We start from the raw sequence: 22,042 nt of genomic DNA on the forward strand, positions 1-22,042 counted from the left end.
CCTTTGAAACAACGAACGTCATGCCCATCTACGCCGCAATCAATCAACTAAAGACCAGCATTCCAGCAACACAGGCGTCCGCGCAAGCATTTCTGTCCACGCTCCCGCGAGAAATACAGCAGCAGTTGATCTGCGCAATCTACATCGGTCGCGAACACATTTATCTTGATCGTCTCCGGACAGATATGGCTATCAGTCGCATCCAGACCGACCATATCGACGAGAACGATTACGCACGGATAATTCACGAGAAAGCAGACAACATCACCACGTATCTGGATTCCCTCATAAGATGCGCCAACACGTCTGGATTTGACTTGAATCGCCTTTGAAGCTAAGGATTGGCGCTTCGTTCAAATGTCGCCACTTCGATTTGGCGAATAAATTTACGTCATGTTTTTGCCCGATGATGCCGGCACTTGATCATCTGGTAGTAGGTACTCGCCCCGTCCTTCGAAAGCCCCGCCTCTGCGACGAACTGCTCGATGATCTCCTTCCGCGTCACCTGCTTGCGGCGCATCATCCGCTTGTAGATTTCCGTTGCGATCTGCATCTTCGTCTTGGTCTCCTCAACCGGTAGACCTGTGTCAGATTGATACGTCCTGTCATCACTACTTCCACGTGAACTGGCGTCGTCAACATCAAGAATCATGATTACCTCCGGTGATGGTGAATTTCGACCACCATCACCGGCTCCGTTGCGTCAGACAACTGTTTTCATTGCTTCACTTCTTCTGATGCCCTCTCGGCGATGACACCTTCTGCCGTTCTCCTGGCCCTCTCCTCGAAATCAGGGGATTTCTCGCGCAATCTATCAAACTCGGCTTGCATGTATAGGTTCATTCGCTCAACCGCTTGCGAATGAATCTGCTTGTAGTCGATCTTCTTTTGCTTGCCATCGGGAAGCGTTATGTTGGTCGAACGCCTCTGCCCGTGTGCTACGCCCACCAACCCAAGCAGATTGCCAAGTAAGCCCGCCGGTTTGTTGAGTGAATCCTTGCGCCATACACGATCCTGCGCCCAAAGAGACTGGATACGTGTCCCGACCTTCCGACATTCCTCCACGAACCCTTCCAATTCGACAGGTGAGTATTCAACCTCCGTCAGAAACCCACTTTCGTCGTCATAGATGCCCGCGGAGATGAATAGCTGGCGCAACATTTCTATGCGCTCCCAATCCCGATTCTGGTCCGTCAGCATCGGAGGGCCGCCCTTGAACTGCTCAAAACGTGCAAGTTCAACCGAATATCTTGCCCAACTGTGATTACGAAGCATCAGGTACTGACGCACTTGACGAGGTAGATTCCCGTCGTCAAATTCCGCCACCTTCTCTATCGTCACGGGAGCGCCCAAGTACGACTCCACACGGTATGCCATGTACAGGTTTTCTTCGTGCGGCGTCAGTTTTTCGTTGTGACGCAATTTATCGAAAATGGGGTTCATGACGTCGTCAGAAACCTGCTCAGACGCAAGTACAACATCGGCGGCACGTCTGTGCGCGAGCACGGTACTGGAGGCCGCTGCACCGTTGCGTCCCTCGCGATTTAGCTCCCGATCCGTTTCGATGATGTTGACGACCCAACCGGTCGACTTCCTCAGATCGATGAAGTTGTTCTTGAGAAGATTTTTCGACGCCCGCTGAAGCGCGGTGACATACGAAAAAATCGTCAGGAACTCGTCCTCTTCCTTGCTCAGATTGGCCTTGATGACACGTATCCCCGTGGTGTCCTCAATCGACTCCAGATGTGCCAGCGATGGTTCGTATCTCACGAGGTCGAGCTTGACAACTTCCGGGTCGGTTTCCAAATCGGCTGTTTCCGGTGAAATCCAGATGTGGATTTCCTTTGGATTACGGACTCGGGATAGCTGCTGGTCGATGTCAAAATGCGTCGTGATCTCCGACTTGAAGATGCCAAACGTGGCGTCAACGAGTGCTTCGCCGTTCGGAAACGTGATATCGATTCCTGTACCGATAGCAGGTGAGGCCAATAACACATCACATTTAAGAATGCGGTTCGACACGTCGCCCAGAAATTGCTGAACCTCTGCGTCCTGCGAGTTATCGGAAGTCACCTTGAAGATCTTCTTGCTTTCCCCAAAGAGCGCTCGAAACCGGATTTCCAGCGCGTCTATTTCCGTCTTGGAGTTTGAACAGACGTACAAACGCTTACCGTCCGCCAGCATCCGTTCCATTACGGAACGCAAATGCCCATCCCCTTGATATATACGGATTTCCTTACCGTCCCCGGTTGGGTAAGTGTTCTGGATCACATGGTAAGAACGGTCTTTCCCATCGGACAAGATTTCACGCAACATGATCACCGTCGGAGCGTTCATGTCGGCGTCGAGCAAATACACAGACTTCGCATTGCGCAGGTAATATCGGAATACGCTGTAAATGCGGCGGCGGTCAAGCCTCAACGTCTTCGACACCATCAGATGAGAAATCACCTGCTCGACCTCATCGAGGATGATGACGTCGTACTTGTCTTCTTGCGTATTCAAACGCCCCTGGAGACTGTCCATGCAGACCGCATAATGGCGGGTGGGATTGATATTCACCTTCACCTGTTTCGCGGGGCTTGGTTCGCCAGTCCCATCGGTATTTTTTTCGTTTCGCGTCACCAAATCGAAATAACACGTCAACCCCAGCCGTTGTGCCATCGACCTGAGTAGCGTCTGCCTGTGACCTATGAGCAGGACGCTTTTTCTTTCGCGTTTCGCTTCATCGACAACATTACGGAGAACCGTCGTCTTCCCACTTCCTTTCGGGCTCTTGATGATCGTTACTCCATCTTGAAGCGGGATTAGCTCGGCGGGTAGAAACCGCTCCTGAAGGAGTCCGGGAGGTGACGTGTCGAAGTTGAACATTTCGGTGTCAGTGTTTTGCTCACGCAGCCACGTGTCAAACGACTCCCGAATCCAACTTTCAACTCGTCGGTCGTACTCGTGCAAATCGAACGTCGGACTACCTCGATCAGCCCAGTAGGTTCTTCCACATGCGACGCAGTGAACACCCATCCCAACGCCATCTGAGGAGTGGACGACGAACGCACTTGCCCGGGAATCGACATGAACAGGGCAGTAAACCGGCGTCCGAACATCAGCCTGATTCAGCGGAATCACCCCACCCCCTGCTAACCGGAGTTCGGTGGTTTTGACGATCCAGTGGGTTGACGTTGAACTGGCCTTGCGTTTATGGGTTTGCTCTGTCCCATCTGAATCTACGTAGGCAACAGCTTCTTCCTTGATCTTGCCGTTGTCTGCCAGCAGGAGGATTTGCCCGATTTCGGACGAGTCAAGGATGCCGTCGAAGACTACAGACTCACAGCCTCTGCTGCCGTAGAACACCCGTGCGGGTTCTGCACATGCCGCGTCAGCAAGAAATTTACCGACCAGTCCAACCATGACCTGCCTGTAACGCGTCGCATCAATAATCGGCTCGGAGAGCTGGAACACTATTCGAAAACGATGTTCGTCTTCGGTGTGCGAAGCCGTCGTATAAGCCAATGCCGCGTGAGCCTTGATATACGGATGCTCAATCGCATCGGTCCAGCTCATACCGTGGTCAACGTCGATGGCGATAAACCCCGTTCGTTCGAAGTTCGCCTGCGATCGGTGACCGTCTTTGTACTGAGCCGAGAATGCCACCCCCATGGAGATGACCTTCGCCAACTCTTCCCGGGTCATGTCGAACGGCTCCCACCCCTTCCCAAGGTTTCCGTCGTTCTCGTTCTTATTGATGATGTGCTGATTCAGCGAGACTGCAAAAGCCGTGCTCACACCTTGCCCCGTTTTTTGGTTGTCTCTCGCCCAAACACCCGTGATGCTGCCCCATCTTTTGACGGTAGACACCTCATGGGATTACACAAGCGAGCGAATTCTAAGAATTGGTTTTACAGCTTCCAGATCAAGGGCAAGCGTTTTCTGGGGTCGACTGGCACACCTAACAAGACCGTTGCGGCTCAGGTGGAGCGTGACGCTCGCGCCAAGGCCCATGCGCGGATATTTCTTGGACAGGTGGATGAAATTCGCTTGATGGACGCGATCCATCGCTATATCGAATCCCGAAAAGACAAGCCCTACTGGCCTGCGATGGACAGTATCGCAAGAAAGATCAACGGTCACAAGGTGATACCTCGTGGTGGTGGCGTGCGTTCCTGTCACTCGTTACCGGCCGACATGATGCTTCACGAGTTGACTACGCGGGATGTCGAACGCCTTGTTCAACACCGGAAGGTCGAAGGAAATTCACCCCAAACGATCAAGCACGAAATCGGGCTGATCCGTGCCGCGATGAATGAAGCCGCCCGACTCGGATACCGAATCAACCGGGAAATAATATTCCCGGTAATTCGTACCCAATCTCGTCTGCGTTATCTGGACCAGTCCGAAGAAGATGCCCTACTTCGCGCCCTTCACCCTGACACCCTACTCACTGAGATGATGTCCGAAAAACTCCACACCCCGGACATGGTGCGGATGGTTCAGGACAACTACGATCTCGCGATATTTCTGCTTGACACCGGATGTCGGTATTCGGAAGCCGCGAACATCCCGTGGTCGTCCATCGACATCGAGGACCAGACGATCAATCTCTTTCGTTCCAAGGTCCAGAACGAAAGTATTTTGCATATGACACAGCGGTTGTATGAGGTCATGTGCCGACGAGCGTGCTCGAGGTCTGTGTCAGACCGTCATGTGTTCAAGAATAAACAGGGGGAATCCCGGGGATATTCCACAAACGCCTTCAAAAAAGCGTTCGTTCGTGCCGGACTGAATACCCCAACGATGGTGAAAGAACGTGGAGGGAAAGTCACCCTACACACACTTCGCCATACGTTCGCCAGTAAACTCGTGAGAGCCGGTATCAGCCTATACGAAGTGTCCGTTCTGCTCGGACACTCAGATCCCAAGATGACACAGCGATATGCTCACCTTGCACCGAACGAAACAAGCCGGAAAGCGGTTCAGGTGATCGATAAAATGGTGTCACCCGACACGTTGAGCTTGACAACAAATATCGCCGTCAATCACCCATCCCTGCGGGACGGGACGATTTCCGTCAACAGAACTCAACAGCGGTGCGTGTGACGGTGTCCGTCACACTTCCTCTGTTTTCGTTCTGCCCCTTCCTCCTCATTTTTCCCGGAGTCCCCCCCCATCCACCCTCGTCCCTCCAACCAAAAAGGCAGAGTGATTTTGATTTATATAGAATGAATTTATAGAGTCTGCCTTTTTTTTGTTTTTCTGTTAAGAGGGGACAGATTTCCTTCCCGCAGATGGATACGGGAATAAGGGTGGAACCGGGAAACAACAAGTTTTGACGGGGGACTGACTGGGGATCGTATCGCAGGAAGTTGTCGGTACAACCCTTCGGTGGATGATCTTGATAGACGAAACTTTGGACGGAACATCGATCTCTTTTTGATGGAGTGATGATTACATCGATTTTTCCTCCAAAATCACCCATCCCCTCTTAACAGAAAAACAAAAAAAGGCAGACTCTATAAATTCATTCTATATAAATCAAAATCACTCTGCCTTTTTGGTTGGGGGAGTGCGAAATAAGAGGGGAAACGAGAGGAAAACGAGAAATTGGGGGGACGTCGGAGTGTAGAGGCGGGAAATCACCCCGAACGTAGACGTTGGAGATGAGATCAGGACGAAGACCGGGACGGATGACGGGAACCGTCATCCCAGATACCGGTCGAGTCCTGTTGACGGAGAACATCCCGACCGGGAGGGAGGGTGATCGACGGCGATACCCACAAAAAAGAAGCCCGCTTGGTGAGAAACGGGCTGAGTGTAGGGGTAATGCGTGTATGACACCCGAAAACGGGTGCAGAAATCATGCCGACGGGCAGGAAGCAATCACAGGCAACAAAAAGAGCCCGTGCACAAGGGCTCGGGCGAAAAGCCGTACCCTCGGGGGGGCATGTCGGGGCACGGCACGTTGATCAGCTTCCACCCGGCACCGAATGCACACAACGAAAATCCTCTGATCGGAAGCTCGGCTTTGTGAGTTGATTTTGTTGTCAAGCGCCCTTCGTTTTTACTTCATATTTTCGTCATACTCCCCGCCTATATAGCCCCGCTCCAGATGGGAATTTCCCCGATTGGATTGCACCTACCGCCAACAGTTAAGCTTGGTGATTTTATCCATCACCTTTTCCATGTACCTATCCTTCACGTACTTGGGATTCTGAGAAGTCGCGATGTCTCGAACCATCCCGGCTAACGGTTGGCAGATTGGGCTTTCCACGCGAATTCGCGTCGCGATCATTTGGTCAAGGTCGGGGGACGGCTGGGTCTTCTGTTGACCAGTCTGCGCAAATGCAACGCCACTGATTGCCCAGCAGATCACGAAACATGCACGTGGGATCGCTCGCATCATCGCTCCCATGGGAGTTTTGGACGGGGTATGTACACTTCGACGGTCTTCACCTTCGTATCAGGCGACAAGTACGCCATCGTTTCGCGGATCGTCTCGTTCGAGTTGATTCGCGTATCGCCGAACGCCCGTTTCTCCAGAACGACACCGCCATCCCCCTTCTGAATCACACCTCCCCCTTGAAGCGAATACCACCGCGCGCCGGACGTGTTCGTGATATCGCAGTACACGTCAGGGGTGAACCACCCTGATTGCTTGCACACGACCTTCAGGTCGGGGTTGTCGTTGAACAACTTGATTTCCGGTGGTGACACAGCACCGCAGCCTGTCACGAGCGCGGAAACTGCCATAGCTCCAAGAGCCGTTCGAAATTTCTTCATCTGGAATCCCCGTTTGGCGTCGATTCTTATCGAATGCGTTCCGTCTGGCTGTTGCCACAACGCACACAACGCCCGGTGTTGAACCCCATGTTCGAACAAGCGCTGTTCGACACCTGATTGCACCCCACGTGACCGCACCGTACGCAGCGATACAGCAACATCCCGCATGACGAGCCGTTACGGGTTCCTTTGCACATCGACATGTTCTTGTTCTCCGTAGTTGATGGCTGGGCATGATGACCAGCGTCGGTTACGATATCCCAACTTAGACTAACCCACAATAGGTTATTGAATAGTCCATATCCGGTTCAAGAATTACCGGATGCCGAATCCTATCCATGATCCGAAGTACCAAGTGTTCCGTCAAATGTTGTTGGATGCCCGCAAGGAGAAGGGGCTACAGCAGGTCGAAGTTGCGGAGAGACTTGGGAAGACCCAGTCGTTCGTGTCGAAGTACGAACGGGGGGAGAGACGCCTCGATTTTTGTGAGTTCATCGAGGTTGCAGCAGCGCTGGAAATTGATGTGAACGCCTTCGTCCTTCTTTATCGAAGTCTACTCAGCGACGTTTGATACCACTCGAACGCGTCTCGTTCGTTGACAAGTCGCACTCACTCGCACCGGAGATTACTGCTCCTATGACGCCAGTGGATTGGATTTCATCTAGTGACCGTCTTCCAGCGGCAGAACCCGGACGCACTCGCGTGACGGTACTGGCAGTCGTAAACGACCCCACGTTCTTGGCACCGGGAGAACTCCCGTTTGTTGATATTGCGACGTACTGGCGCGAACGCGGAATTTGGACAATCACATGCAGGAGTGAAGATCGAAGCGTTTCAGACTTGCCGGTTTTGGTGAGCCACTGGATGAACCTCCCTGCGTTGCCGATCTTGACCTAGAATTTCCTGGCAGCATGCCGGGTTTAAACGGACCACGGGCAGTAAAAGGCTATCTTGCTCGGTCGGTTTCTGAACTGACCTGACACTTCGCGCTGAGGAAGCAAAGAAAAAATTCAGCCTTCGGGGGCATACATACGGACCTGTGTCTTTTGCATAGGAGTTCAGGGTATTGATGGCTATTGCAGTATCGTTCCCCTACAACGGACTTCGAATTGTGAGCAACTCAGTCCCTGACACGAAAGGTGGATTTCGGGGCGTTGCTGAAATATTTGCGGTCGAATCTGGCCTCACACACGAAACTCTACTCAAAACGGTACGTTCCGGCATGCAGATGGACGCGGCATCCGCTATCGATGAAGTGTCTGAACTGGCAAAGAAATGGGTGGACCGCCGAAATCGTTAGGCGCCAACGATTTCTGCGCACCGACTAGCTTGCACTTCTCACTCTTTGACACGACGGTGCGATCAACTTGCATGTAGATCGCACCTCATGAACTTCTTCCCGCATCACCAACGTCGCATCGACGCTCTCGCCGAGATCCTTATCACCACCCGGAAAGCGAAACGCTTGGCAACAAAACAGCTTGCCGCCCGACTTGGCAAACCTGAAGCCTTCGTTCTCGGCTACGAGTCCGGCGTGTACCGGCTTGATCTTCCTGAACTCGTAGATATCGCTGATGCCATTGGGATCGACATGGTTGAACTCCTCAACCTTTACCAGCAGAGAATCTGAATAGAACAACCCTACTGTGCATGGTCACTGCAGCTACGCCAATGTCCAAACATGAAACACGACGTGGCTACCAACGTGCGTCGACCTCGATTGACGAGATACTCACGCCGGGGCGCAGCTGGAAAGGCGACATCTCATCCCACCAATGATCGTCTGCCCACGCTTCTAGCTCGCTTTTTACCGAGACCAAGAAACGCTCCCCGGACAAGGACTCAACGTCTCCAACAACCTGAAGCACCGTATCCTCGACAAGGCTGACGTCAGCGTCGATTAGTCGATCGTTTAACTCGTTAATTGCGTTGATCGCGAATTGAGTGATCACGAGGCAGAACCCATGACTGTGCCCTCGGTCACGGAACGCGGGCTCAATGAAGACATCCCGAATTTCAACTTCGACCGCAATTTCTGTACCGCGACCAAAATATTGAATCTGCACCGTGAACGCACAAAACCCTACGGGCCCATCCGCGTTTGCGAGCACCAACATGTAATCGATTAGAAGCGTTTCCGGGTCGTAATGGTTCAACACCGAGTTCCCTGTGCAAATGCTCGATGCGCCCATTTTCTTCGACAATGTCCTTCCTGCTAGGCCCGAATACTCCGGATCAGACATTTGATCTCTCGCCCACGCCTTCTTAAGTTTCGCCTTGAGAGTACGGCACGTTTCGAGCACAGACCAACCAGGCGCAGCACCGTAGGTTATCGTCCACCGATTGTGTGAATTCCGCGAGGAATTGTACTCATAGATAATCTCCCCGACCGAGAGTGGAACCGATAGCGGCTTCGCCATCGCCAATCTGAACACGTGTTCGGTGTCTCCTTGGGCGGAACGCATATTAAGCTCTCAATTATTACGCGGCATGCACAGACTTAGTCTTCGGGGATACCAAACATCTCAGCGCAGTGTTCGATTCTCTTCCTGACATTTTCAGAGACTGGTACCGTGATGTCCTCCTCGACAAGATGCAATACTTCCTTCGCACCAGACGGGTTCTTCTTCAATATCACGCGGGCATACACTCGAGCTTCAACATCGTATTCATCCGCCGTCTGATCGTTATTCCGACACGTTAGTCGATGGCGAATTAGGGCCAGTGCCGCGTCTGGCTTGCTGCCGTGTTCTTGGTCCCGAAGAATGTTAAGAAGGCGAGCGAGTTCATCGTCGGAAACTCGCCAGTCGACGCCCCGCCAAGCTATCGGCTCCACGCCACTCCACTTGTCCTCACGGAATTCGGCAAATACTGTACGCGCCTTATCCTTAATTTGATATACACCGTCACGGGTAGGCAAGCGCTCGGCGGGATACCACTCAGTGATGGTCCCGGTATCTTCGCAGCTAGTGCACACGCCACTCTCGTTTCGCGCCGCCTGATACACGAGAAATCCAAGGCCATCCTCGCTCTCCGACGCCGGATGGTGCTCTGTATAAAAACCCAGAGCGCGCAATCGGGCCTCGAACTCTGAGATCAGCTCACTTACCTTCCTATTGATGCGTCCTTGGCGGTCCATTGTAATCGCGTATCTCGTCAGATTAGGTCAGCAAGAGGCTTCTCAGTTTCGTTGGAAAATCTTTCACGACGCAGCGAAATGAAGTGCTCCCCTTCAAGAATTTGGAGCGGGAGAGCCTCATCGTGACCAAACTCCTGACAGAGATCTTCCCAGAGGCTGTGGAGGACCCGATATGGCTTCTTAACCTTACGCTCCACTCCTGTCCAATGATAAAGCTGATCTTTTCGGATAGTCGCATTACCTGTCAGCCACACCTCTTCGAGGACCTGCTCCAAAAGCGCTTCGCGATACTTGGACATAACTTCACTCTCACAAAGAAAGATGAGAGACTAGCACGCTAAAAAATTAACGGCATCTTAATTTTTTATTCGAACACAAAAACACTCAGAGTCACATAAATTTCTTGTAGGAAGGAATGACAAGGACCATGATCGTCTCAACCGCGGCCTCAAGTACGTCCTTAGATAGATTAGCTGCAAACCTAGACGGAGATTTCCGCGTACTCCGTGGTCTTGCTGCTGATCATCGTGAGTGGTGGTGGCACTTTGGGGAACGACGATCAAGAAAAACCACGAAGAACCACAAAACACCGCTCTGTGATATTCTGTAAGGTTGCACTCAAACGCCAATAGACATAATGCACCGAGGCACGGTATGTCATACGACGCGGTACTTCCGAAGGCAAAACGCATTGAATCGCTTCTTCGTAAGCTCGGCTACTCCGGGAAAGGTATCCATGAACTCGTGACGTCTGCGGGCGATGACTTACCACGCAACGTCAGCCGAGCTGCACGCAAAGTGGCAAGCATAAGAAATAAAGTAGTCCACGAAGCAGACTTCGTTCTGAACGACGATGACCTTGCCAGCTTCCTCGAAAGCGCTGAATTTGTTATTAGGGAATTGGATGACATATGGGAATGCAGGCAACCACGCAACTCAAGTTCGTCGGAGGAATCACAACACAGGTCCCCCGCCCCTGACACCGGGAGCGACTATTGGGATACAGCAAAAAAAGTTGGCGCCGTCGCTGGCACGGTGATTCTCGCAGTAGCTGCAATATTCTTCGCGACGTACAAATGAGCCGGAACACCGCCACGAAATCGGACCAAAAGGAATCCCCAAAAGCGCCTGCGATGGGAATCGATCCCAAGGCTCTCACCCCAGAATCGTACACACCGACAAAACGCCCAGATTGCCAAACGCCCCCAACCCCGCGTAAAATGGCGCTCTTCGCGGGCGTCGTATAATGGTAATACCCTAGCTTCCCAAGCTAGAGCCGTGGGTTCGATTCCCATCGCCCGCTCCACCGCATCATTCTGCGGACTTCCGCAGAAGTCCAAGAGAGTCTGCAAGTCATTGCCATACAAGGACTTTTCCTCTCTTTGACGTTCTGCCGCGGTCCACTGCGATCCGCCTACAGCCAGGACTTTTAAGTCCACAAACAAGTCCATTTTTGCGGGCGCGGCTGATTCCGGATTGTTGATGGAGGGGCGAAGTCGACGTGACCAGCATCTGGTTCCTGACTCATGTTCAGGAGCAAGAGCATGGCACTCTCAGACCTGGTCGTTCGACAGGCCAAGGCAACTGGCAAGGCATACACCCTCCCTGACTTGGATGGCCTCTCCCTGGCCGTCACCGCTGCAGGGGGCAGGACTTGGCACTTCCGCTACTACTGGGCGGGCAAGCAGAAGCGGATGTCGCTCGGCACCTACCCGGAGGTGACACTTCGCGAGGCCCGCAGCCTACGCGATGAAGCGCGCGCCCTGCTGGCCAAAGGCACCAATCCTCGCGTTCACCGCAAGCAGAAGCGCACCGCTGTCCGGCTCGCCGACGAAAATACCTTCGAGGCGGTGTATCGCAAGTGGCTCAAGCATCGCGGGCTCAGCCTCAAGGAAGGCCGGCAGACGACCCTCTCGATACTTCCGCGCATCTTCGACAAGGATGTGCTGCCCGCCTTGGGCAAGCGGTCGATCTATGAGATCAAGCGTCCCGACCTCTTGGAGGTGATCGCCAAGATCGAGAAGCGCAGGGCGCTCTCCGTCGCCGAGAAAGTCAGGACGTGGTTCAACCAACTGTTCCGCTACGCGCTGGTGATCGTGCCGGGCCTGGAGCAGAACCCCGCCTCCGATCTCGATGTGGTGGCGCTGCCGCTGCCACCCGTCAACCACAACCCGTTCCTGCGCATGGCCGAGCTGCCGAAGCTGTTGCAGCGGCTGCGCAGCTATCGCGGCAGGCGGCAGACCCAGCTCGGGCTGCGGCTATTGCTGCTGACCGGCGTGCGAACCGGAGAGCTGCGACAGGCGACGCCGGATCAATTCGATCTGGACCGTGGGCTGTGGATCATCCCGCCCGACGTCGTGAAGCAACTCCAGTTGGATATGCGCAAGAAGCGGCAGCAGCCAAAGGACATCCCGCCCTACATCGTGCCGCTGTCGATTCAGGCCATGGAGATCGTCCGGCACCTGCTGGATGAGTTCAAGCCGGCCCAGCACCACCTGTTCCGGCACGACAGCGACTTGAAGAAGCGCATCAGCGAGAACACGCTCAATGGTGCGCTCAAACGCATGGGCTATCAGGAGCGCCTGACCGGACACGGTATCCGCGGCACGATGTCCACTGCGCTCAACGAGATCGGCTACCCGAAGGTCTGGGTGGATGCACAGCTCTCGCATGTCGATCCCAACAAGGTCAGCGCGACCTACAACCATGCCGAGTACGTGGAGCAGCGTCGCCGCATGATGCAGGACTGGGCCGATCGGCTCGACCTCTTCGAGCAGAACCAGGTCGAGGCGGCCAGCATGCCGCTCACCGTGCATCTGGAAGGCGTGCCCGCGTTTCCGAGTGAGCAAACCGCAAGCGCGCCCTCCGCGCCGGTTGCCGCTTCGCCAATCCTGCTCGTGACGAAGCCGGGTGACGCCATGCCGTTGGTTTCTGCCGCCGCACATCGGCTGCCGGCGGTTCCGCCCCCTCGATCGGCCGCGCCGCTGGTGCCTTCGGACATTCAGCGCGAGAGGATGGAACTGTTCGATGTCTTCGAAGCGCCGCACAACCTTCCCGTCGCTGCGTTTGCCAAGATGGCGGGCAAGTCCCGCAGGTGGATCAGCTACGAGATCAAGGCGGGCAACTTGCTGGCGTTGAACGTGGGCAACCGCGGCCAGCGGGTGCCGGACTGGCACCTCGACCCACTCAAGCACGAGCTGATCCAGTCCGTCCTGAAGCTGACCAGGGGTGCGGACCCTTGGCAGATCTACCATGCACTGCTGCAACCGCGCTCGATGCTGCGGGGGCGTTCGGCACTGGAGGGCGTGACGGCCAGCAATCTCGACAAGCTCGTTATGGCAGTGAGCACAGCCGTGAAGGAAAGCGAATGGACCCCGCTGCGCGTCGGGGTCGCCTAGCAGCAGGAATGCGGGATCGTGGCGAAACCGCGATCCCCGCGCGTCTGTCAGGACACCAAGCGCGCGCGGCGGGCGAATCTTGCCTGGGTGTCCGACAAGGAAGCGTTGCGGCGGAGCAGGTAAGCCATCACGATCGATGGTGCGCCGGCCAGCGGCCGCACGGCGATGCCTCGGCGTAGGTAGCTCGCCAGTCTCGCGGCAGGCGCAATGGCGATCCCGTACCCGGCGGCAACCAGCGTCATCGCCACATCGAATGTCTCCACCGTTTGCTCTCGCTCTTGCAGCGCGTTCTGGAACACACGCTGCACGGTCATGCGCCATGGTTCATCGGCCGTGGACTGCGAGCAGATCAAGGGCTGCTTGAGCACTTCCTCGCACGGCACTTCACGGTAGGCCAGCAGGTGGGAGCGCTTGGCCACGGCGACCGCCAGCGTGTCATGCCACAGCGGCTCGCATACCCAGCCAGGCCACTGCCGGGCAACCGCAGACAAGGCGAAGTCGAAGCCGTCGCCCGGCAGCTCCGCGCCTCGACCGGGATCTGTCCATCCGGCCAGGACGGCATGAGTCTCCGGCTCTTCGGCACGCTGCAGGGCGAGCACGTCGGCGAGCTGGGGAGGCACCCATTCGCCGAGGACGGCCATGCGAATTTCGGCGGTGATGTCACTCGATTCCACGTCCAGCTCCCCCCAGGCGGTGAACTCGTGGCAACTGATCTCGAAGCCGTTGAATGAGTTAAGTTTAACGTGGTTTAAATCGTGACCGTGTTCGACGCTCTTGGCAATGCCAAAGCGTTCGATCCAAAGGGGCCGCCCCACCGGCACCACTACCTACGAAGCGGAACCAGCCATCGCGTTTGGGGCTGCCGTGCGGGAAGAAAGAACCAACCAGGGCATCGCTCAGGAAACGCTGGCCCACATGGCCGGCATCGAACGGTCGCACATGGGCAAGATCGAGCGCGGCGAGCATGTCCCCACGCTCCCTCTCATCCTCAAGATTGCCCGTGCGCTGAAATGCAGTTCCGCCCACTTGATGACTCTGACCGAAGTCAAGCTGGCAGAGTCGGCCCCATCCGCAGATTGAAGCCGGCCCGCACAGCGGTCGCATGCCTACGCCTGATCGTCGTCCTTGCCCCCAAGGGCTGAATCTTCGCGCTTTGCGGCCTCGTTGACGAGCCGCAGGTATGGGTTGTCTGGCGGCGTCTCCTGGAACAGCGCATCCGGGCTGGCGAGCAGGTAGCCGTGCAGCCGGCGCGACTTGCGCGGCCCCGTGACTTCGCAGGTCCAGATGTTCAGCCCGCTCGGCTGCTTGCGGTGCTGTCCCAGCTTCTCGAAGCGCTTCTGCACCCACTGCCACCCCTCCAGCTTCTCCTGCTTGGCCAGCGCGGCGACTTGAAGGTACTCCTGCGCGTAGCGCTGGAACACGCCGGGGCTGACGAGGTAGGTCGTACCGGCGACGGTATGCACCAGGGCCTTGGCGTCGTTGATGATGAGCTTGCGCGTCTGGATGCTCTGACGCAGCCAGGCCATGAAGTGCGCCCCAGAGGGCTCCGCGCGATCCTGCGAAGGCGCGAGGCTCATCTGCGGCGGGGGCACGGTCGAAGGGGCCGGCTCGGGCTCGGCAACAGGGGAACTCGGGATCTCCGGTGCCGTGGGTGGAGCGGTGTCGCCCAGCAGGTCGAGTAGCGCGGCCATGCCGGTGTCCATGGCTGCGGATGCGATCGGCGCCGTGCTCGCGGGTGCAGCTTCGGTGCCTTCCAGGCGCGACCCATCGGCCACCGCCGGCGCCTGCGGCGCCGCTTGTTCCTCTTCGACCTGCACACGGCCTGCGAACGGCACCGGCCGGTCGGCGGCATCCCAGATCATCGCCGGCGAGAGTTTCAGGAAGGTGAAGGCGTGCGACCAGCCGGCGTCGCTGGTGACGGTAGCCTTCCAGATCGCCTTGCCATCCGGCGTCGGTTGCACGATGCCGTGATCCTGCAGCACGTTGAACACCGCCGTGTTGCTCGCCGGGATGCCGCCGATGCCCTGCGACAGCAGATGGGCGCGCAGCTTGTCGGAGACGGTCTTGCTCACCAGCCACAAGGCGTCTTGGGTCAGCCAACCGTCCGCCGGGCCGGCCTGGTTCAACTTGAACTCTTCCTTGAGTAGGTAGCGCAAGCCGTCGAGCAATTTGCGTTGCAGCGCATGCTTGGGCGCCGCCAGCGCCTTGCTGGGATCGCCGCCGAGTTCCTGGGCGACCGATGCCTGGTCGGCCTGCACGACCAGCTCGCCAAGCGTGCCGGCGTGCTCGTACTGGCCGGCCAGCACGTACAGCAGCGCGGCCCAGAGGTCGGGATAGCCGCTGAGCCAGTCGAAGATGTCCCGATCGAGAATGCGCGCGTAGAGCAGTCCGGTGGCGGCGCTGTGCAGGCGGTACTCACGCTCCTTTCGGTAACGGAAACGGTAGGGCTTTCGCAGTGGGCCGTGCCAGGGATGCCAGACGCTGCCGTCGGCATGCTCGACGTGCAGATCGACCGCAATCTTGCCGATGTCGTGCAGCAGGGCCGCGTAGGCCGTGCCTGCGGTCCAGGCTTCGGCCTGGGCCGCCTGTGCCTCCGGCGTGACGCCCGCAGGCAGCAGGTATGACTGCCGCAATTTCAGCGCATAGGCGACGATCTCCAGGCCGTGGTCCAGCATGCCGCCCGGATAGGCGTGGTGGTGGTTCTCGGAGGCCGGGAACTGCTGGACCAGCTCGGCGTAGCGCTCCAGTGGGGCGAGGTAGAGCGTGGCGAACTGCCGGCGCGAGAGCGATGTGCGCTGCCAGATGTGTTCCAGCAGTTTCTGCCGGCGCGGCGTGGCCAGCAGCGATGCGGCCGACTCCGGCCGCATCAACCCTTTCGGAGTTTCGACGGCGGAGGTGGGCGGTGTGCCGGCGGTGGGTGGCACCCGTTTGCGCTGGAACAGCGAGAGCATGGCGAACCCCGGATGACGGGCTGCTCGGGGCGCCTTTTGGCCTTTTCAGGATAGGGCCTTTCCCCTTGGCGCCCTTCCTTTGCCCCTTCTCAGCCCTTTGGCCTTTGTCGGAAGCCTTTGGGTATAGGGCCGCTGCTTCGTGGATGCCACGATGAATGCGGCATGGGGCAATCCCGGCAAGTGGGGCGCTGCGGGATGTTCGTCAGCTCTGGCCCAAGCCGGTGTCGAGGGCGGCGGATTGCGCTGCGAAGTCGTCGGGACGGCGCTTGCGGAAGGTTTCGAGATTGGCGAGCTTCCAGCGCAGTGCCGGCAGTTGCGCGGCGTGGTGGCACTGCACCAGCGACCAGTCCGGTTCTGCGCGCGCCAGCCCGCTCAGAAACTGCTTGTGCGCGGTGCTCAGTCGCTGTGGCAGCTCGCGTCGCATCCTGGCGCGAGCGTCGAGCAGTGTCTCCAGGGAGCAGTCCACTTCGGTCATGCCGACAAAGGCCCGCTCGTACTCGCCGGCGATGTCCTTGTCGTTGCCGAACAGCACTTCGTGGGGCGGCCGGTTGTGGCCCGCCAGATAGATCACGAAGCACTCGACCATGCCGTCGCTGATGTCGCCCGATTCGTAGAGCTGCCACACGTCGAACAGGTCGCGGGGGTGCTGTCGATCCAGCGCGGCCACCAGCTTGCTGGCGTACAGCTCGTCCGGTGCCAGAACCGGCAGCTCGAACTCGACGCCGAACAGATCGCTGGTCTTGGCGCTCAGCGGCCGCCGCTCGACGGGCAGCACGCTGCCGCGGAACACGACATTGACCTCGATCTTCACCTGGCTGGCGTCGTTCTCGACGATCAGCTTGGTGTCTCCCAGGTCCTTGGCGCGAACCAGGCGTGTCTGCACGCCCAGTGGCGCAACGCGCGTGGCGATGGCGGCCAGCTCCTGGTTGATGGCTTGCAGCGCTTCGTCGCGCGGCGTCTGCCACGGGAGGTACACCACGTCGATGTCCACCGAAAGGCGCGGCATGTCCCGCACGAAGAGGTTGATGGCCGTGCCGCCCTTCATGGCGAAGATGTCGTTGGCGAACACGTCGGGCGCGACGGCCAGCAGCAGGCGAACGGTGTCCGCGTAGGTCTTATCCATGAGGTCTCAGGCTCAGCAAGGTGCCGTCATCGAGCCGGCTCATCCAGCGCGTGTTGCTGCCGGTGCGAACCGGGTACTGCTCCAGCAGGGCATCGACATCCACGAGGCTGGTCTCGCGCGCCCAGGTCAGGAACAGGCGCACGGCCTTCACGCTGGCGCAGCAGGACAGCAGTTGCCCGAGCAAGTCCTTGCGGGGGGAACGCAGTCCATCGAAGAGGTTGCGGGCCTCTTCGAGGCTCTGCTTGACGCCGGCTTCGTACAGCAGCTCCAGCACGGCACGCTCGGGGGCTGCCACCCGCAGATCCTCGGGCAGGCCAGGCGGCGTGGTCAGGGTCTTGCCGGCCAGCGCCGTGTCCGGCCAGTCGAACAGGCGGGCGTGGACGTAGCGGGCCGGAAAGCGCGAAGTGAACCAGGCCGGCAACGCGAAGCGACCGTCGCCCCACAGCACCAGCGCCTCCCGGCTGCCCAGGTTGTGCCGCACCCCCTGCAGGGCCAGGGCGCTCTTGCCGCCGACGTGCAGGCCGGGCACGCGCTGTTGCAGGAACTTCAGCGCACCGTAGACCCCGAACTCATCGTTCGGGAAGGCATAGACGCCATGGGCCAGGCGCACGAGCCACCCGCCGTCGGCATAGTGGGCGGCGAGCTGGGGCGACACCCCGAACTGGCTCAGGGTGGCAAGGTCGAACGGCGCCCCACGGGAGAGTCCCGCCTGCAGTCGCTTGATTACCTGGTGCCTAGAATTTCCATCCATGTTATAAAAATAACACAGAATCCAATCGACCCCTAGAGCCATTGCAAGAACGTGCATGGAAAGTAGCATAAGGTTTGATTTATCGTGCAGAATCTAATCGACCTGCGACCCGAGCCAACCCGGCTCTGCCGGCCGCAACCCGCCCTCCTGATCGCGGTCTATGCTGGAGGGCAGGCCACGACCGGCCGCTCCGCGAGGTGAGGCACCACTGAAGCCGAGGCATATGAGCATGACCACCAACACGCACAACGGGCGCTGGAGCCACCGGCTGGGCCGGGGGGCTGGCCGTGCCTGGCGTGGATACCTGCGCCGCGAGCAGCGTGTCGCCGGCTGGCTGGTGACGCGCGGGGTGCCCGCGGGCGCGGCGACGGCGGTGCTCTGGATCGTCAAGCTCGCCGTGCTCGGTGCGCTGCTCTACTCCGCGTTCTGGCTGGCCCTGCTGCTTGCCTTTGCGGTGACTGCTGCATGGCTCGTGCAGCACGATGACCCTGATCAAGAGGAACCGCAACCCGAGTGGAGGGAAGGCCCCAACGGCTTCGGGCTTTATGACAAGAGCGATTGGCGCATCGACCCGCATGTGACCGACGACGACTGAACGGCGGTCACTTCTTCGATACGGCGCTCATTGCCATGCCAGCGCCACGCCCCCCAGCGCCTTTGGCGTCCGAGGTGGCGGTGGACAACCCCTGCACGATATTTCCCGTGCGCACGCCTGCCCAAGCCAATGCCATCACCCAAAACGTCGGCAGCACGATGAACATCATCGCCATGACGAAGTTGAGCAGCATGTCGCCAAAGGCGTTGTTCAAGCCGATCAGCGGATCGAAGTTCGTGTGCGGCCTGTCCGCGCCAAACCCCCAACCGTAGAGCGCATCCAGGATCGTGCTGTCGATCCAGCGTGCGAGCTGGAACCAGAAGTCCACGAAGAACAGCGCGAACTGGACGCAGCTCACCGTCACCACCGTCTTCAGGTCGTAGGTGCCGATCAGCAGCACCAGCGGGATGCAGATGACGAGCGCCATCTTGAGCATCGCCAGCACCATCGGCAGCGCCTGGCGCACCACGTCCATCGCCGGAAAGAAGCCCAGCGAGCCGACGGTCAGCCCCAGGTCGCTCGCGCCGCGCGTGACGATGTTCGGCAGCGTCTTGTCGATCTGGCCGCCGTAGTCGGTGTAGACGGCGCCCTGGTTCATCTTCTGCTGCCGCGGTGAGACGACGGCGCGGATCACTGAGTCATTGACCTCGCTCTGCGACAGGAAGCCCACCCAGCGCCCGATGCGGGTCAGCAGGTCCGGGTCGACCTGTGCCAGCAGCCGGCTGCGCAGTCCCTGGCCGCCATCGGCCCACCACTGCCGGCAGGACGGATAGCCGCCGCCGCTGTCCACCTGTGCCAGCCCTGCATCGCGGGTCGCGTCGTAGGGCCAGGCCGTGCGTGGGGTCTTGGCGCGATAGGTGTCATAGAAGCCGGGCGTGTCGAGGAAGTAACTCGACCCGATCCAGGTGACGTCGTTCATCTGCTCGTCGGAGAGCGTCGGCCGGTTCATGAACAGCTTGGCGCGCGACGGCCCGTAGCAGTCGTGCGTGAAGTCGGCGACCTCCTGTGCCAGCACCGGATCGTCGATGCGCGTGGCATCCACATCCATGCGAATCTGACGCAGGTCCGTGCCGCAGGGAATCGCTGCCACCGCGGAGCCCGTCACGGCTTTCGACAGCGCGTGCATGAAGAACCACCACACCGGCACCAGCGCGCTCTGGTCGTTGAGCGCCGTGTAGACGTTGGACCAGCCCGTGTCGTTGGGCAGTGGGACGTTGACCTGGCATTGCGCGGAGCGCGTGGTGTCGAACTTGATCGTGGCGAGATCCACCGGGATGAACGGGATGCCGGCGAACATGATGACCACGATCGCCACCCACACCCGGTTCTCGATGCGCATCGACGACAGCACGCCCTTGTTGCCCTCGTCCGCACCTTCGCTGCGGACCTTGAGCCATTCCTGGATCACGATGGCCACGAACGGCAGCGCGAACACCCCGCTGGCCACGAGGATGCTCCAGATGCCGTTGTTGACCACCCAAGCCACCAGGGTCAGGTAATACTCCAGGTAGTCCGTGGTGTAGAGCGTCATGCCTGCCTCCCGGTCTCAGCCGTGCTGCAACAATTGGCTGGCTTCCAGCGCGACCACGGCGATCACGGCCGCGATCTCCGTGCGCAGCAGGCGCTGATGCGTCTCGCGGGACGGCTCCCGCCGCAACAGGCGCCGACGCATCCACCACCAGCCGTAAGCCGTCGCTCCGTAGAGGCACAGACGCCACACGAAGAAGTGGCCGGCGTGCGCCTTCAGCCAGTGCTGCCAGCCCTCGACGCCGCCGACCACGTGGATGCCGGCGATGTTCACCGCCACCGCGGCGGCGACCACCAGCAAGGTCCACAGCAGCGCCAAGCCGATGCGGCGGTTGAACAGCCATGGCAGCCGCAGCCAGGCCAGCCGGCTCATGGCGTACCGCTCCGCGGCTTCTGGACTTCCCGCAGACGGTCGCGCGTGGTGTCGCCCTCGAAGACGCCGCGCGAACCGGCAGCGCGGGTGCTGTGGCGCTGGATGATCGCCATCGCCGAGTTGCCGGCCAGCGTGCGCCGCAGCTCCAGCTCAGTCTTGAGGTTGTTGATCTCCTGCTCCAGTGCGCTGTTCTCCTGGTCGACCGCCTGCACGGCCAGCTCGTTGGCGGCGACGTTCGGCTCCTTCTTGCCGGTCAGCAACGTGCGTTGCAGCAGCAGGGCCTTCTCCAGCACGCTGGACAGCGCCGCCTCGGACGCGAGGCGCCTGCCCAGCACGTCCTGGTCGGGCTCGTCACGCAGGGCCTCGATCACGCCGCGGGTGATCGGCAGCGAGCTGCTGCCGGCTGCGTCGAGATTGGCCAGCGTCGTCGGCCGGGCGCCCGTCACCAGTTCCTGCAGCGCCTGCAGCTTGGTCTCGTACTCTTCCTGGATCATTGGCGTCAGCCCGACGCCAGGCGTGGTCTGGGTCTTCGTGCAGTTTTCGCAGGTGCGTTGCTCGCGTTCGCCCAACACGCGGGTCGCCCAGTCGGCGGCCGCCTGGGGCGAGGACCAGGTTTGGCAGGTCAGGCGGTTGCCGCAGGCGCTGCGCGCGATCGACGAGGTATCGGTGGCGCTGCGCCCGTTGAGCAGGTTGTAGCCCGCGCGCGTCACATCGCCGACCACCTTGATCGAACTCTGGCCGGAGCCGCCCGCGTTGCCGCCGCCGACCCAGGGCACGCCGTTGTTTCCTTTGTTGGACTCGGCCTGCTCGATGGCGGAGACGGCATCGGTGCTGCTGACCGCATCCCGCAGCGCCATCCCTTCGGCGAGCTGGTCCCAGCCGGCCTGGCCGCCGGCCATGTCCGCCATGCGATTGGCGATGGCCCGGCAGGTCATCTTCGAGCGGTCGAAATCCAGGCGCGCCTGCAGGATGCCGTTGGTGAGCAGGTTGTACAGGCCCGGGTCGGCGCGCTGGATGATCAGGGCCGGCAGCGAGGCTACGGCGCTGGTGGCGTTCTGGATCACGTTGCTCATGATCGTCTGGAAGCCGTTGGTGATGCCGTTGAGCTGGTTCTGCAGCGTCGTGGTGATGCTCATGTCGCCGCAGATCAGGTTGCTGTTCCAGCCGACGCCGACGCCGATGCTCTGCATGTTGCCGGCACCACCCATCGACACGGCCCGGCCGCCGCCGATGCTGTAGAGCACGTCGTCGCCGATCACGCTGCCGCTGACGTTCACGCCATTGGGGTCGATGCGGGTCTGCGCCCAGGCGACGCCGACGGCCAGCGTGATGGCCGCCACGAGCAGCGTGGCCCGCAGGTGCGACTTCGCGCGGCGCAGGAAGTCAGGGAGGGAGGCGTTCATCGTGGGTT

22 protein-coding genes and 1 tRNA gene are annotated in these 22,042 nt (G+C 59.1%); 10 read left to right on the forward strand and 13 right to left on the reverse strand.

The features are described 5' to 3' along the window. The first annotated feature begins 20 nt into the window (after window positions 1-20). On the forward strand, window positions 21-332 hold the full coding sequence (locus tag PCA31118_RS12085; protein WP_150625452.1) for a hypothetical protein: 312 nt from the start codon (window positions 21-23) through the stop codon (window positions 330-332). A 59-nt stretch (window positions 333-391) separates the two neighbouring features. Here PCA31118_RS12085 and PCA31118_RS12090 read toward each other — a convergent pair whose 3' ends face one another. Together PCA31118_RS12090 and PCA31118_RS12095 are read right to left on the reverse strand one after the other, a co-directional pair. Further along, window positions 392-652 (reverse strand): hypothetical protein, encoded by a 261-nt coding sequence (locus tag PCA31118_RS12090; RefSeq protein ID WP_150625453.1) that lies wholly within the window; start codon window positions 650-652, stop codon window positions 392-394. Window positions 653-717: 65 nt separating this feature from the next. Then, a complete protein-coding gene (locus PCA31118_RS12095) occupies window positions 718-3,855 on the reverse strand; it encodes a plasmid replication protein, CyRepA1 family (protein ID WP_150625454.1) in 3,138 nt (1,045 codons plus the stop codon). 3 nt (window positions 3,856-3,858) lie between these two features. Here PCA31118_RS12095 and PCA31118_RS12100 point away from each other — a divergent pair, with 3 nt between their 5' ends. Further along, the gene (locus PCA31118_RS12100) at window positions 3,859-5,094 is read left to right on the forward strand and encodes a tyrosine-type recombinase/integrase (RefSeq protein ID WP_150625455.1); all 1,236 of its coding nucleotides are present in this window, start codon (window positions 3,859-3,861) and stop codon (window positions 5,092-5,094) included. A gap of 1,299 nt (window positions 5,095-6,393) precedes the next feature. Here the strand turns inward: PCA31118_RS12100 and PCA31118_RS12105 are convergent. Beyond that, window positions 6,394-6,774 carry a hypothetical protein gene (locus tag PCA31118_RS12105; protein ID WP_150625456.1) on the reverse strand — a complete coding sequence of 127 codons (381 nt, stop codon included), beginning with the start codon at window positions 6,772-6,774 and terminating at the stop codon, window positions 6,394-6,396. Window positions 6,775-7,096: 322 nt separating this feature from the next. Here PCA31118_RS12105 and PCA31118_RS12110 point away from each other — a divergent pair, with 322 nt between their 5' ends. The 3 genes from PCA31118_RS12110 to PCA31118_RS12120 all read left to right on the forward strand — a co-directional run bounded on the left by PCA31118_RS12110 (window position 7,097) and on the right by PCA31118_RS12120 (window position 8,404). Beyond that, complete coding sequence (locus PCA31118_RS12110) at window positions 7,097-7,345, forward strand: helix-turn-helix domain-containing protein (protein WP_150625457.1); 249 nt, start codon at window positions 7,097-7,099, stop codon at window positions 7,343-7,345. 65 nt (window positions 7,346-7,410) lie between these two features. After that, entirely contained in the window at window positions 7,411-7,671 is a 261-nt protein-coding gene (locus tag PCA31118_RS27655; RefSeq protein WP_150625458.1) for a DUF551 domain-containing protein, read from the forward strand. A 490-nt stretch (window positions 7,672-8,161) separates the two neighbouring features. Then, window positions 8,162-8,404, forward strand: a complete 243-nt coding sequence (locus PCA31118_RS12120; protein ID WP_150625459.1) for a helix-turn-helix domain-containing protein — start codon at window positions 8,162-8,164, stop codon at window positions 8,402-8,404. A 67-nt stretch (window positions 8,405-8,471) separates the two neighbouring features. Here the strand turns inward: PCA31118_RS12120 and PCA31118_RS12125 are convergent, their stop codons facing one another. The 3 genes from PCA31118_RS12125 to PCA31118_RS12135 all read right to left on the reverse strand — a co-directional run bounded on the left by PCA31118_RS12125 (window position 8,472) and on the right by PCA31118_RS12135 (window position 10,212). Further along, window positions 8,472-9,017, reverse strand: a complete 546-nt coding sequence (locus tag PCA31118_RS12125) for a hypothetical protein (protein WP_150625460.1) — start codon at window positions 9,015-9,017, stop codon at window positions 8,472-8,474. Between the two features lie 257 nt (window positions 9,018-9,274). Next, window positions 9,275-9,913, reverse strand: a complete 639-nt coding sequence (locus PCA31118_RS12130) for a hypothetical protein (protein ID WP_150625461.1) — start codon at window positions 9,911-9,913, stop codon at window positions 9,275-9,277. A gap of 17 nt (window positions 9,914-9,930) precedes the next feature. Further along, window positions 9,931-10,212, reverse strand: coding sequence for a hypothetical protein (locus PCA31118_RS12135; RefSeq protein WP_150625462.1), 282 nt, complete (start codon window positions 10,210-10,212; stop codon window positions 9,931-9,933). Between the two features lie 355 nt (window positions 10,213-10,567). Here PCA31118_RS12135 and PCA31118_RS12140 point away from each other — a divergent pair, with 355 nt between their 5' ends. The 3 genes from PCA31118_RS12140 to PCA31118_RS12150 all read left to right on the forward strand — a co-directional run bounded on the left by PCA31118_RS12140 (window position 10,568) and on the right by PCA31118_RS12150 (window position 13,311). Next, on the forward strand, window positions 10,568-10,993 hold the full coding sequence (locus PCA31118_RS12140; protein ID WP_150625463.1) for a hypothetical protein: 426 nt from the start codon (window positions 10,568-10,570) through the stop codon (window positions 10,991-10,993). Window positions 10,994-11,145: 152 nt separating this feature from the next. Continuing rightward, window positions 11,146-11,219, forward strand: a tRNA-Gly gene (locus tag PCA31118_RS12145). Between the two features lie 238 nt (window positions 11,220-11,457). After that, on the forward strand, window positions 11,458-13,311 hold the full coding sequence (locus tag PCA31118_RS12150) for a tyrosine-type recombinase/integrase (RefSeq protein WP_150625464.1): 1,854 nt from the start codon (window positions 11,458-11,460) through the stop codon (window positions 13,309-13,311). A 47-nt stretch (window positions 13,312-13,358) separates the two neighbouring features. Here the strand turns inward: PCA31118_RS12150 and PCA31118_RS12155 are convergent, their stop codons facing one another. Then, the gene (locus PCA31118_RS12155; RefSeq protein ID WP_150625465.1) at window positions 13,359-13,985 is read right to left on the reverse strand and encodes a LysR substrate-binding domain-containing protein; all 627 of its coding nucleotides are present in this window, start codon (window positions 13,983-13,985) and stop codon (window positions 13,359-13,361) included. Between the two features lie 106 nt (window positions 13,986-14,091). On the opposite strand from PCA31118_RS12155, the gene PCA31118_RS12160 reads away from it, so the two are divergent. Then, window positions 14,092-14,391, forward strand: a complete 300-nt coding sequence (locus tag PCA31118_RS12160) for a helix-turn-helix domain-containing protein (RefSeq protein WP_150625466.1) — start codon at window positions 14,092-14,094, stop codon at window positions 14,389-14,391. 26 nt (window positions 14,392-14,417) lie between these two features. Here PCA31118_RS12160 and mobH read toward each other — a convergent pair whose 3' ends face one another. The 3 genes from mobH to PCA31118_RS12175 form a co-directional block, all read right to left on the reverse strand. Beyond that, window positions 14,418-16,262 carry a MobH family relaxase gene (gene mobH / locus PCA31118_RS12165; RefSeq protein ID WP_150625467.1) on the reverse strand — a complete coding sequence of 615 codons (1,845 nt, stop codon included), beginning with the start codon at window positions 16,260-16,262 and terminating at the stop codon, window positions 14,418-14,420. A 202-nt stretch (window positions 16,263-16,464) separates the two neighbouring features. Further along, on the reverse strand, window positions 16,465-17,385 hold the full coding sequence (locus PCA31118_RS12170; protein WP_150625468.1) for a nucleotidyl transferase AbiEii/AbiGii toxin family protein: 921 nt from the start codon (window positions 17,383-17,385) through the stop codon (window positions 16,465-16,467). Next, window positions 17,378-18,136 (reverse strand): type IV toxin-antitoxin system AbiEi family antitoxin domain-containing protein, encoded by a 759-nt coding sequence (locus tag PCA31118_RS12175; RefSeq protein ID WP_174990437.1) that lies wholly within the window; start codon window positions 18,134-18,136, stop codon window positions 17,378-17,380. Before PCA31118_RS12175 ends, PCA31118_RS12170 begins: the two co-directional genes overlap by 8 nt. Window positions 18,137-18,365: 229 nt before the next feature. On the opposite strand from PCA31118_RS12175, the gene PCA31118_RS12180 reads away from it, so the two are divergent. Further along, a complete protein-coding gene (locus tag PCA31118_RS12180) occupies window positions 18,366-18,731 on the forward strand; it encodes a DUF3742 family protein (RefSeq protein ID WP_023115034.1) in 366 nt (121 codons plus the stop codon). A 7-nt stretch (window positions 18,732-18,738) separates the two neighbouring features. On the opposite strand, the gene PCA31118_RS12185 is transcribed toward PCA31118_RS12180, so the two are convergent. Genes PCA31118_RS12185 through PCA31118_RS12195 form a run of 3 tightly spaced genes read right to left on the reverse strand, consistent with a single transcriptional unit; the run spans window position 18,739 to window position 22,034 of the window. Next, entirely contained in the window at window positions 18,739-20,262 is a 1,524-nt protein-coding gene (locus tag PCA31118_RS12185) for a conjugal transfer protein TraG N-terminal domain-containing protein (protein ID WP_150625470.1), read from the reverse strand. A 15-nt stretch (window positions 20,263-20,277) separates the two neighbouring features. Next, on the reverse strand, window positions 20,278-20,631 hold the full coding sequence (locus PCA31118_RS12190; protein WP_150625471.1) for a hypothetical protein: 354 nt from the start codon (window positions 20,629-20,631) through the stop codon (window positions 20,278-20,280). Further along, the gene (locus tag PCA31118_RS12195; RefSeq protein ID WP_150625472.1) at window positions 20,628-22,034 is read right to left on the reverse strand and encodes an integrating conjugative element protein; all 1,407 of its coding nucleotides are present in this window, start codon (window positions 22,032-22,034) and stop codon (window positions 20,628-20,630) included. The genes PCA31118_RS12190 and PCA31118_RS12195 overlap by 4 nt, the downstream gene beginning before the upstream one ends. Window positions 22,035-22,042 lie beyond the last annotated feature (8 nt).

Source organism: Pandoraea captiosa, assembly GCF_902459775.1.
GTDB lineage: Bacteria > Pseudomonadota > Gammaproteobacteria > Burkholderiales > Burkholderiaceae > Pandoraea > Pandoraea captiosa.

What these genes read in the sequence shown, in the direction of transcription:
- PCA31118_RS12180 (WP_023115034.1), top strand. Translation starts at nt 18,366, where the DNA reads ATGACCACCAACACGCACAACGGGCGCTGGAGCCACCGGCTGGGCCGG.
- PCA31118_RS12150 (WP_150625464.1), top strand. Translation starts at nt 11,458, where the DNA reads ATGGCACTCTCAGACCTGGTCGTTCGACAGGCCAAGGCAACTGGCAAG.
- PCA31118_RS12105 (WP_150625456.1), bottom strand. Translation starts at nt 6,774, where the DNA reads ATGAAGAAATTTCGAACGGCTCTTGGAGCTATGGCAGTTTCCGCGCTC.
- PCA31118_RS12125 (WP_150625460.1), bottom strand. Translation starts at nt 9,017, where the DNA reads ATGTCTGATCCGGAGTATTCGGGCCTAGCAGGAAGGACATTGTCGAAG.
- PCA31118_RS12090 (WP_150625453.1), bottom strand. Translation starts at nt 652, where the DNA reads ATGATTCTTGATGTTGACGACGCCAGTTCACGTGGAAGTAGTGATGAC.
- PCA31118_RS12185 (WP_150625470.1), bottom strand. Translation starts at nt 20,262, where the DNA reads ATGACGCTCTACACCACGGACTACCTGGAGTATTACCTGACCCTGGTG.
- mobH (WP_150625467.1), bottom strand. Translation starts at nt 16,262, where the DNA reads ATGCTCTCGCTGTTCCAGCGCAAACGGGTGCCACCCACCGCCGGCACA.
- PCA31118_RS12120 (WP_150625459.1), top strand. Translation starts at nt 8,162, where the DNA reads ATGAACTTCTTCCCGCATCACCAACGTCGCATCGACGCTCTCGCCGAG.
- PCA31118_RS12135 (WP_150625462.1), bottom strand. Translation starts at nt 10,212, where the DNA reads ATGTCCAAGTATCGCGAAGCGCTTTTGGAGCAGGTCCTCGAAGAGGTG.
- PCA31118_RS12110 (WP_150625457.1), top strand. Translation starts at nt 7,097, where the DNA reads ATGCCGAATCCTATCCATGATCCGAAGTACCAAGTGTTCCGTCAAATG.
- PCA31118_RS12085 (WP_150625452.1), top strand. Translation starts at nt 21, where the DNA reads ATGCCCATCTACGCCGCAATCAATCAACTAAAGACCAGCATTCCAGCA.
- PCA31118_RS12100 (WP_150625455.1), top strand. Translation starts at nt 3,859, where the DNA reads ATGGGATTACACAAGCGAGCGAATTCTAAGAATTGGTTTTACAGCTTC.
- PCA31118_RS12130 (WP_150625461.1), bottom strand. Translation starts at nt 9,913, where the DNA reads ATGGACCGCCAAGGACGCATCAATAGGAAGGTAAGTGAGCTGATCTCA.
- PCA31118_RS12140 (WP_150625463.1), top strand. Translation starts at nt 10,568, where the DNA reads ATGTCATACGACGCGGTACTTCCGAAGGCAAAACGCATTGAATCGCTT.
- PCA31118_RS12195 (WP_150625472.1), bottom strand. Translation starts at nt 22,034, where the DNA reads ATGAACGCCTCCCTCCCTGACTTCCTGCGCCGCGCGAAGTCGCACCTG.
- PCA31118_RS12160 (WP_150625466.1), top strand. Translation starts at nt 14,092, where the DNA reads ATGCCAAAGCGTTCGATCCAAAGGGGCCGCCCCACCGGCACCACTACC.
- PCA31118_RS27655 (WP_150625458.1), top strand. Translation starts at nt 7,411, where the DNA reads ATGACGCCAGTGGATTGGATTTCATCTAGTGACCGTCTTCCAGCGGCA.
- PCA31118_RS12170 (WP_150625468.1), bottom strand. Translation starts at nt 17,385, where the DNA reads ATGGATAAGACCTACGCGGACACCGTTCGCCTGCTGCTGGCCGTCGCG.
- PCA31118_RS12190 (WP_150625471.1), bottom strand. Translation starts at nt 20,631, where the DNA reads ATGAGCCGGCTGGCCTGGCTGCGGCTGCCATGGCTGTTCAACCGCCGC.
- PCA31118_RS12175 (WP_174990437.1), bottom strand. Translation starts at nt 18,136, where the DNA reads ATGGATGGAAATTCTAGGCACCAGGTAATCAAGCGACTGCAGGCGGGA.